The sequence below is a fragment of the Aquimarina sp. I32.4 genome (assembly GCF_002924285.1).
Taxonomy (GTDB): Bacteria; Bacteroidota; Bacteroidia; order Flavobacteriales; family Flavobacteriaceae; genus Aquimarina.
The window spans coordinates 1-9,764 of sequence record NZ_PGUB01000134.1 but is presented as its reverse complement, the minus strand read 5'-3'; the positions used below and the strand labels follow the sequence as shown (position 1 = coordinate 9,764).

At 31.9% G+C, this 9,764-nt stretch carries 8 protein-coding genes; 7 read left to right on the top strand and 1 reads right to left on the bottom strand.

Annotated features, from left to right (window positions below; translation table 11 throughout):
- Window positions 1-235 precede the first annotated feature (235 nt).
- Window positions 236-1,378 carry a chromate efflux transporter gene (chrA, locus tag CVD18_RS19865; RefSeq protein WP_103867245.1) on the bottom strand — a complete coding sequence of 381 codons (1,143 nt, stop codon included), beginning with the start codon at window positions 1,376-1,378 and terminating at the stop codon, window positions 236-238.
- A 235-nt stretch (window positions 1,379-1,613) separates the two neighbouring features.
- Here chrA and CVD18_RS19860 point away from each other — a divergent pair, with 235 nt between their 5' ends.
- The 7 genes from CVD18_RS19860 (at window position 1,614) to CVD18_RS19825 (ending at window position 9,710) form a co-directional block, all read left to right on the top strand.
- Entirely contained in the window at window positions 1,614-1,970 is a 357-nt protein-coding gene (locus tag CVD18_RS19860; protein WP_103867244.1) for a toxin-antitoxin system YwqK family antitoxin, read from the top strand.
- 384 nt (window positions 1,971-2,354) lie between these two features.
- Window positions 2,355-5,159, top strand: a complete 2,805-nt coding sequence (locus CVD18_RS19855) for a TonB-dependent receptor (protein WP_103867243.1) — start codon at window positions 2,355-2,357, stop codon at window positions 5,157-5,159.
- 108 nt (window positions 5,160-5,267) lie between these two features.
- The gene (locus tag CVD18_RS19850; RefSeq protein ID WP_103867242.1) at window positions 5,268-6,593 is read left to right on the top strand and encodes a hypothetical protein; all 1,326 of its coding nucleotides are present in this window, start codon (window positions 5,268-5,270) and stop codon (window positions 6,591-6,593) included.
- Window positions 6,594-6,724: 131 nt separating this feature from the next.
- On the top strand, window positions 6,725-7,288 hold the full coding sequence (locus tag CVD18_RS19845; protein ID WP_103867241.1) for a hypothetical protein: 564 nt from the start codon (window positions 6,725-6,727) through the stop codon (window positions 7,286-7,288).
- Between the two features lies 1 nt (window position 7,289).
- Entirely contained in the window at window positions 7,290-7,520 is a 231-nt protein-coding gene (locus CVD18_RS19840) for a hypothetical protein (protein WP_103867240.1), read from the top strand.
- 2 nt (window positions 7,521-7,522) lie between these two features.
- Window positions 7,523-7,897, top strand: a complete 375-nt coding sequence (locus CVD18_RS19835) for a protein-export chaperone SecB (protein ID WP_103867239.1) — start codon at window positions 7,523-7,525, stop codon at window positions 7,895-7,897.
- Between the two features lie 490 nt (window positions 7,898-8,387).
- The gene (locus tag CVD18_RS19825) at window positions 8,388-9,710 is read left to right on the top strand and encodes a carboxypeptidase-like regulatory domain-containing protein (protein ID WP_103867237.1); all 1,323 of its coding nucleotides are present in this window, start codon (window positions 8,388-8,390) and stop codon (window positions 9,708-9,710) included.
- Window positions 9,711-9,764 lie beyond the last annotated feature (54 nt).

Sequence of the window (9,764 nt, the reverse complement as noted above, 5' to 3'; positions counted from 1 at the left end):
TGAAACCATTTAATGGAGTGGCAACTAAATATCTACAGAATTATATGAACTGGTTTATGGTCTTGGAACGCATAAAAGAGAATAACCAACGGCTCAAATCCTTTGCCTACTATGCCCTTGCTGGACAAAATGCATGGCAAATTTGGAAAACAACAACTGAATCAGTCATATAGTAGAATATAGCCAAAATATTTTATTTGGCGAGTTTTTATGTTATGGTAACTTTAAGCTATCGTTAAAAATATTCTGATATATAAGTAAAGGTATAGCCCAGAAAGGCTCCTCCTAGAATAATCCAGATCGGGCTTATTTTTTTGAAAGCAAATACTACAAATGTACTTAGTAAAGCAATGCTTATTGTTTTCCAATCGGTCAATGTATCTATAGACATGGTATATAATACTGCCAACATAATAGCTACAGCAGCAATATTTACAGCATCCAGAAAATAACTGACTATAACTGACTTTCTCATTTTTGGTATCAGAGGGTTAAGAAGTAGTACAAAAAGAAATGAAGGAAGAAAAATACCTATGGTGGCTGCTAGTGCCCCCCAAAATCCAGCTAATTGATATCCAATAAAAGTAGCGGTAGATAAAACTGGTCCAGGAGTAAATTGCCCAATAGCAATGGCATCTATTAATTCTGGTTGGGATAACCATCCTTTTGCTACGAGCTCTGTATCTAAATAGGCAAACAAAACATAACCACTACCATATAGTATCGCGCCTACTTTAAGAAATGTCCAGAAAACTTTAAATGATGAGAGTTTGATAAATATCGATGTTGAAATATTAAATACAAAAAAAGGAGCAATTGATTTGGAGGAATTTGTTAGTTTATTTTTTGAATAAAAATATAATACCCCAATTATTCCAGCACCGAGTAACGCAATAATTTTGTTTACTCCCAAAATACTAAGAGTTAAAACTAGCAACCCAATAATGGCAATTTCGATATTTTTTAAAGCTTTTTTCCCTAGCTTGAGAATTGCAGATGCAATAATTGCCAATACTGCTGGTTTGATTCCTATAATAAAAGGAGTAACCTCTGGTAACTGGCCATATGAAGTATAAAACCAAGCTAAAACACCTGTGATAACTACTGCAGGAAAAATAAAACAGGCTCCAGCAATAAATAAACCAGCAATTCCTCCTCGTTCATGACCACAATGCATAGTCATCTCTGTAGAATTAGGACCAGGGATTAAATTTGTAGCTCCTATGAGATCTAGAAAATGTTGTCTGCTCATCCACTTTCTTTTATCTATAATTTCACTTTCCATCATTGCAATATGCGCTGCAGGACCACCAAAAGCAAAACAACCTAGTTTAAAAAAGACGGAGGCAATCTCGATATATTTTTTCTTATTATTCATTAAGATGGTTTTAGCTTTTTTGATTCTGAACAACTAAAGAGCTCAAAAATAAGGATATAATGCAATAAATTTTTGTAAGATGGTTGAAATAGAGGTGTCTATTAAGGTCTTGACTATTAGGTGTTTAAAAATCTAATGTTAATTTAATGTTACGCAAATGTTGCTTAAATGTAAAATTAGTAGTACTTTTATAACATAAGTTGACATCCCTAGATAATCTTAAAATATTGAAATCATGAAAAAGATATTAGTAATGACAGCCATTTTATTCTCAATGACTCTAATGGCTCAGGATGTAAAACCTACTTTTGTGAAACATGGAGACTTAGTGAAAGGAACTTTCTTTCATGATAACGGAAAAATTCGTCAACAAGGATTTTATAAAGAAGGAAAATTACATGGAGAATGGAAATCATATGACACTACAGGTAAGAAAATTGCGATGGGGCAATATGATAAAGGAGTAAAAACAGGGAAATGGTTTTTCTGGGCCGAAGATAAATTATCAGAAGTGAATTATGACAAAAATCAAATAGCTGATGTAACTACATGGTCGGGTAAAGATAATGTGGTCGTTAATTATGAGAATTAGAGAGTAGATCATTTAAAAATATAACAAAATGCCACAGAATTCTGTGGCATTTTTTGTTTCTATACTATTAAAAAAAAGTCACAAAACTTCTTTGATTTAAAGATGCCTGTAAGAAGGCAGTAAATATTTTATTTACATTGCCTGTCTATTCAATAGTGTCTTAACAAGAAAATAAACTTTTTAGATGAATAAAGATGTAGGTTTTTTTATACTATTATCAATATGCTAGAGAGGTTTCTAACATATTGATAATAGTAAGTAAATGTATAGTAAACATACATGCGTAACAATTTTCTAACATTAATATCACGCATAATTAATTTTAGAATAACATAAGTTTAACACTCTGGATCGTTCTTTGCCGAGAATTTCAGAACAAGTTAAATGAGAAAAACAGTTACACTTTTTGCGTTATTTTTTGTAGGAATACTCTTTGCGCAAGAAACAGGTTCGATTACTGGGAAATTATTGGACAAGGAATCAAATAACCAACCCTTACCTTTTGCTAATGTATTAATTAAAGGGACATCAAAAGGAACAACTACCGATTTTGATGGATTATATACTATAGACAATCTACAACCAGGTACATATGTATTAGAATTTAGTTTTGTAGGATATGAAACATTGGATATTAAAGATATTATTGTAAAACCAAACGAAACAATTACTATTAACGGCTCTATAGGAGCAAGTGCTGCTGCACTAGAAGAAGTGGTTATCAAAACTACTACCAAAAGAGAGTCTGAAGCTGCTATTTTATTAGAACAAAAGAATGCAGTAACCATTCAACAAAAAATAGGGGCACAAGAACTTTCTAAAAAAGGAGTGAGTGATGTTGCAACAGGATTGACCAAAGCAACAGGGATTTCTAAGCAAAGTGATAAATTATATGTTCGTGGATTAGGGGATCGATACAATAATGCTTACTTAAATGGATTGCCAATACCATCATTGAATCCAAAACTAAAACTTATTGATTTAGGGATATTTCCAACGGATATTGTAGAAAATTTAGGGATATATAAAACCTATTCACCAGATATATACGGTGATTTTGCAGGAGCAAGTGTAAATATAGATACAAAGGATCGTCCTGGAAAAGGGTTTTTAGAAGTTGGATTTAATTCAGGAATAAACTCTAATGCTGTTGGAGATGATTTTTTCTTGCTAGATGGAGGAAAATATGACGAATGGGGATTAGATGATGGATCTAGAAGAGTTCCTGTTTTCTTAGATATTCCAAATTATAATTATAATAGCACAGAAATAGAGTACTATCCTTTTGATACTTCGTTTAATCCAGTTAAAAAATTTAATGCTCCTGATGGTGGAATGAGTATTACTGGAGGAAAGACTTTTGCAATTGCCGAAGCTCAAAAATTAGATGTTTTGGTAACAGGATCATTTAGTCAGAATCATGAAGCTTCTTTTTCAGGAAAAGAAGCAGCCTATAATGCAGATGGAGAATCTGTAGTGGGAATTGGTTTTTTTGAAGAAGCAAATAGATATAGATATAAAACTAATACAACCTTATTAGGGAGTGTTGGATATCGTTGGAATACAAATAATAAAATTATTTCTACAAGCTTGTTTGTAAATGATACCCAAGATGAATTAAGAGAGTTAAGAGGGTTGAGTAGTGAGGATACAGATGTTTTTATTAGAATAAGAAGAGGGACTTATGAGCAAAATAATTTATTGACACAGCAACTTGCTGGTGAACATAGATTTACTGATGATAAATACAAGTTTAATTGGGGGGTGGCCTATAACAAGGCTCAAGGATTAATTCCTGACCGAAGACAGCTGGTTTTTACAGAGCTAGAAAACGGAAACTTGATTTTAGGAGATGCTACAAGTCCTGATTTTGCAAATAATCAGCGTTTTTACCAAGAATTAAAAGAGAATGATTATTCTGCAAAACTAGATTTTGATATCAATTATAAAAAAGATGAAGACGATATCTATAAAAATAAAGTTACTATAGGAGTGTTTTCTAGATTTAAAGAACGTGATTTTGAATCTAATCAATTGAATTACAACTTGAATAATGTAAATGATATTGTTGTAGATTTTAATAACCCTGATGCAATTCTAAATGAAACTAATTTTCTTAATGGAGAATATATAGTTCTTGAAAACCTTAATACCACCAGAATTTATGAAGCAGATTTTTATAATATAGGAGGGTATTTAAATATTCAACATGAACTCGGAGAAAAATTGGTTGTAATTGGTGGTGTAAGAACTGAGATATTTGAGCAAAATATATATTACAGACTACAACAAGATTTAGAAACAAACCCTTTTAGAAATAATAAAATCAAAGAGACGTTTGTGCTGCCAAGTCTTAGTTTGAAATATTCAATTAATGAAAAATCAAACCTTAGATTGGCATTAAGTAAAACGGTAACATTACCGAAATTTACAGAAGTAGCTCCTTTCCTGGATGAAGATGTAACCGATAAAACTCTTGGTAATCCTGAGTTAAAAAATTCTGATAATTATAATGCAGATATCAAGTGGGAGTATTTTCCTGAGCAATCAGGTGAGCTATTAAGTGCTACTATATTTGGAAAATATATTGATAATCCTATTGAAAAAATTGGACTTGCATCTGCTTCAAACTTTAATTCCTTTGGTAATACTTCTAATGCAACAATAATTGGAGTAGAACTAGAGTATAGAAAAAACCTAGGGAACCTTTTTAAAGTTGAAGAGACTATTTGGAATGATTTTAATTTTGGAGTGAATACTACAATAATGCATTCTGAGGTGACAATAGATAAAGATTTAAAAATAGGAGGGTCTAATATTTCTCCAACAAACAATAGTCGCCAACTACAAGGAGCCTCTCCCTTTTTGGTAAATGCAGATATAGCCTATGCCAAGGAAATTAAGAGCCATAAAATTACCTCTGCAATAGACTTTAATATTTTTGGAGATCGTATTTACGCTGCTGGAAGTAACAGAAGAGGGGATGTTTTTGAGAGAGGCTTTGGGGTGTTAAACTTTAATTTCAAAGACGAAATAGGAGAGCACATAGAGATAAGTATTAAGGCTAAAAATTTATTAAACCCAACTATAGAACGATATCAGGATCAAAAAGATATACATCAGGAATTAGTGACATACGGATATGAAAATGGGATCAATTTTAGTCTGGGAGTGACATTCAAATTATAAAAATAATCAATACAAATATTAATACATATAAAACCAGTACGATTGTGGCATAAATGATTCGATCGTTACAGGTTTTATGTAAGCATTAAAAACAACAAAAACAAGCATATGAAAACTAGAAATTTATTTGCGGCAATAGTAATAGGAATAGCAGTTTTGTTTACTGCATGTACTGTGCAAGAAGATACTATAGGGGATATTACAATCAACCAAGGAGGAGGTAGTAATACCGATGCAACAGAAGTATTAGAGGGTCAAATCACACAAGATATTACTCTTAAATCAAGTGAAGTATATGAGTTAAGAGGAGGGGTTTCTGTAGTAGACGGAGTAACATTAACTATCGAAGCAGGTGCCAAAATTGTTGCAGGAGATGTAGGAGGTGTATTCTCGTATTTAGCTATTGAGCAAGGAGCAAAAATTATGGCAGAAGGAACTGTAACACAGCCTATTGTTTTTACATCTATCAAGTCTACGCCTAATCCAGGAGATTGGGGAGGATTATTACTAGCAGGAAAAGCCCCAATTAATAGAGGTACAACTGCAACTACAGAGGTTGCGAATCTAACCTATGGAGGAAACGATCCAGCAGATAACTCAGGGATATTGCGTTATGTACGTTTAGAGTATACTGGAGGAAAAATCAATGATGATGCAGAGTATAATGGTCTTTCTTTATACGGTGTTGGTAATGGGACAACATTAGAATACATCCAAACATTTAATGGAAATGATGATGGAATCGAGTTTTTTGGAGGAACAGTAAATTTGAAATATGCAATTGTAACGGGAGCAGGAGATGATTCTTTTGACTGGACCGATGGATGGGTAGGAAATGGGCAATTCTGGATAGCACAACAAACATCTGTAGCAGGAGATAAAGGGATTGAAGCTGATAATTTTTCAGATAATCCTAGTGCAATGCCATTCTCAAACCCTACTTTATCTAATATTACATTGATTGGTGCAGAAGATGGTGATGGAGAAAATAAAGGAATAGAGTTTAGAGCAGGAACCAAAGTTGCATTGTATAATGCCGTTATTAAGGCATTTCCAGGAAAAGGAATTGAAGTTGATGATGACCAGACATTGACAAACCTTAATAATAATGAAGTAATTGTTAGAAATTCTATTATTGATAACACAAAATCTTTTGATTTGGATCACGGTGGGGCAACCGTAGACCTTGCAGACTTTGCAACGTTTAATAACTTTACTATAGATGGTTCAGGAGCTCCATTTAATACGGCAGGTACAGTGATACCAACAGGTTTTGAGATTACAGGTTTTAGAGGAACTTATGAATTTACTACTGCAGTAGATGGTGTAGATAATTTTGACCCTTCTACTTTGGGAGTGTTTTTTGATGCTGCTAATTATGCAGGAGCATTACAAGATGGAGATACATGGGCATCTGATTGGGCACGATTATAATGTTGTTTTTTACAAAAAAGAGAAAAAATAATCTTCAAATCTGTTAATACATAGTTCTGATTTCATATCTAGTTGGTTGAATTAGTGTTTTATAATTTAGTTTTATATTTTCGTAAAGAACTAGATTATTTATGAAAGTTAAAATTGAAGGTTTTCACGGGACAAGTTTAGAAAATGCTAAAAGCATAATATTAAATGATTTTAAATTGTCTAGAGGGCATAAAGAATGGTTAGGAGATGGTGTTTATTTTTTTATTGATGGAATAAGTAATAATCCATCAAGTCAAGCTGAAAAGTGGTCAATTGCACATTCATGGAATAAAATAGAGAAGAAATACAGTTATAAAAGATATTCTGTTATAAAGTGTAATATAGAAGTTGATAATAATAATTTTTTAGATTTAACAACTAGTGATGGAGTTGAGGTTTTAGATTATATAATAGAGCATCATACGTCTAAAATGAAAGAAATAGGTAAAAAAATAGACTATATTGATGGATTTGTTATTAACTTTGCAAGAAAAGAAGATATTATTTCTATTGATATTGCAAAAGGGAATTTTTATATTAAATTTACCAAAGAGAGAATTAATCAGATTAATAGAAGAACTCCTAATTGCACAATATGTTCTATTTATAATCCAGAAAAAGCAATCATTAGCAAAGAGTTACTGTTAACAAAAGAAATAAATTAAGATGAAGCTAAATAAAGAAATAAAAGGTAAAATTGATAATTTTTTCGCAAATATAACAGCGGAAGAATTATACGATATATCAATTCGTAAGTATGGTTTTATTGAAGATAATAGCGTTGAAGTTACTTGTGAAAGATTTGATAGTGTTAAAGTAGAAATCTATTTTTCTTCTTTTGATGAAAGTTATAATAATAATGATGATAAGGAAAGAAGCTTTGCTTTAGCAGCTTAATTATGAAAATTCAGTTAGAAAGTTGGAAAGTCCAGAACTTAAGCCTCAATATGATTGATGGGGCTAGAGAAGAGAATTCATTTGGACTAAAAACTGGGCAAGTTTTTCCTGAAAATGAGAGAACAAAATTTATTATATTATTTAATATTGATTTGAAGGATAAATTTTTTAATTTAGATTTTGAAGTCTCTTTTGTGTTTTCAACTGAGAAAGAAATTGATGAAGAATTTAAGTTTTCAGACTTTCCAAAAATAAATGCCCCAGCTATAGCTTTTCCATTTATAAGATCTTATATCTCAAATTTGACTCTTCAATCAGGTTTTGAGGCAGTAATACTACCTTCTATTAATTTTGTAAAATTAGCAAAGGAAGATTAATTGATGAATTTTTAATGAAAATATAGATATAATTATCTGATCAAAGTAAAAAATAAGCTCAGCATTATGCTGAGCTTATTTTTTACCCTAAAAAGAAATAAAGCTACAAATGTTTAGTTAGTTTTTGTTAAAAGTAATCTTTTTATGATAGTGATATTAGCCCTTATATCTTACCCCAGTGTTAAGACCGATTCTATAAAATTAAGTGAATTAACCTGTAGGTAACAATTCTCTAATAATTATAAAAAGAAATGATTTGTTAGTGTAGCTTTTTTTGAAAAGAGGGGTAGTTTATGCGCTATAGCCCTTAAGTGTTGTCCTATAGAGAGTATTTGTAGTTCAGGTATAATCAGAATACTTTCATAAAACCACTTTACTTGTTTTTTTAAGACTTTTCCTACATCACAATCGCTTAAACTAACCATAATAGTGGCATAAAGCTAATTACTGTAAAACCGTATTTATTTGTATCAGATTTTGAAAACAAAAAATGAAAAGAATATTTACAGTTGTAGCACTATTTTGGGTAAGTGCTTTTTTTGGGCAAGAAACAGGTACTATTGCCGGAAAGTTATTAGATAAAGAATCAAACAATCAACCGCTTCCTTTTGCCAATGTTATTGTAGGAGGTACTGCCAAAGGTTCTTCAACAAATTTTGATGGTTTGTATGAGATTACAGGAGTTCCTGTAGGTACATATACCTTAGAATTTAGTTTTACAGGATATCAAACAGTAGAAATACCAAATGTGGTAATAGAAGCAGGTAAGGTAGCAGTTGTAGATGCTACAATGGGAGCTACAGCCGCAGCACTAGAGGAAGTAATTATAAAAGTAGTAACAAGTAGAGAACGAGAAGAAGCGCTCTTATTAGAACAAAAAAATGCAGTAGAGATTAAACAAGCAATTGGTGCCCAAGAATTAGCCAGAAAAGGGGTAAGCGATGCAGAAGCTGCTGTTACAAAAATAACAGGAGTGACCAAACAAGAGGGAGAAAAAAATGTTTTTGTGAGAGGGCTTGGTGACCGTTATAACTCAACCTCATTAAATGGGTTGCCATTACCGTCAGATAACCCTACCTATAAGAACATAACCTTAGATCTTTTTACCTCCGATATCATCAAAACCATAGGAGTAAGTAAGGTTTTTGGTTCTCGTTTATATGGAGACGTTGCTGGAGCCAATATTAATATCGAATCAAAAGAGATTATAGGAAAAGAAGAGTTCAAGGTTTCGATATCATCAGGAATCAATACGGTTACCCTAAATGAGGATAATTTTCTGGTTGCCGATGGTGCTAATGGGTTTGGAACAGGATTAGACAAAGAGTTTCCTCTTACTGATTTGACTCAGTATGAGTTTGATAACAGTTTAGATCCAGATTCTCAAAGTAAACCTTTTAATAGCAGTATTACTATCTCTGGAGGTAAGAAGTTTGATGTAGGAGAAAACAGATTGAGTATCTTTTTGATAGGAGGATTTGATAATAAGTATCAGTTCAAAGAAGGGTTTTCAAAACAAATAAATGCGATAGGTAGTTTTGCCAGAAATCTTGATGTACAACAGTATGCATATAATGTTTCGCAAAAACTAATGGGTAATTTCAAATACAGTTTCGGAAACGGAAATTATTTGGCGGTAAATAGTATTTACATTCACGATAATACCCAAAGTGTAAGTGACTATTTTGGACAGCAAGATAGTGTGAGTGATGATCCTGATCGTCCTACATTTATAAGAAGACAGCAAACCAATAATAATAATATATTTAAGCTATATTCTATAATACGACTTATTAATAAGAGCATAAATTAGTTTATCTTTTGTTTTAAAAATCCTTATTTTTAGGTTGTGAGAAGAAGAAATAAA